At 57.6% G+C, this 349-nt stretch carries 1 protein-coding gene; it reads left to right on the top strand.

Annotated elements, in window-relative coordinates:
* Positions 1 to 92 precede the first annotated feature (92 nt).
* Positions 93 to 349: MurR/RpiR family transcriptional regulator (locus tag PXJ20_RS33030; protein ID WP_421057527.1), on the top strand; the 257-nt coding region annotated here is incomplete at its 3' end.

Genomic DNA, 349 nt, shown 5'->3' with positions numbered 1-349 from the left:
AGGGTTATCCCTAATGAAAATGTATTTTCGTCGAAGCTATTGTGGCGAAAAATTATTTTCATGTCCAAGTTCTCAACCGTATCCGGGGTGCAATGAGCAAGTCAGAGGCGTCCGTCGTCGACCGTATCGCGCAGGTGTTGCCGTCGCTGAGCGACGCGCATCGGCGCCTTGCCGACTACGTGCTCGCGAAGCCGTTCAAGGTCGCGGTCATGACGATCGACGAATTCGCAAGTGCCTGCGAAGTGTCCAACGCGACGGCCAATCGCTTCGTGCGCAAGCTGGGTTTGCCGGGCTATCCGCAATTCCGGGCGTTGCTCGCACAAGGCTTCGAGCAAGCCCTCGCGCCCGT

The organism is Paraburkholderia sp. A1RI_3L, from assembly GCF_048957895.1.
In the GTDB taxonomy this organism is placed as follows: domain Bacteria; phylum Pseudomonadota; class Gammaproteobacteria; order Burkholderiales; family Burkholderiaceae; genus Paraburkholderia; species Paraburkholderia kururiensis.
Note: the sequence above shows the minus strand (reverse complement) of the source record. Positions and strands in the feature narration are given on the sequence as shown.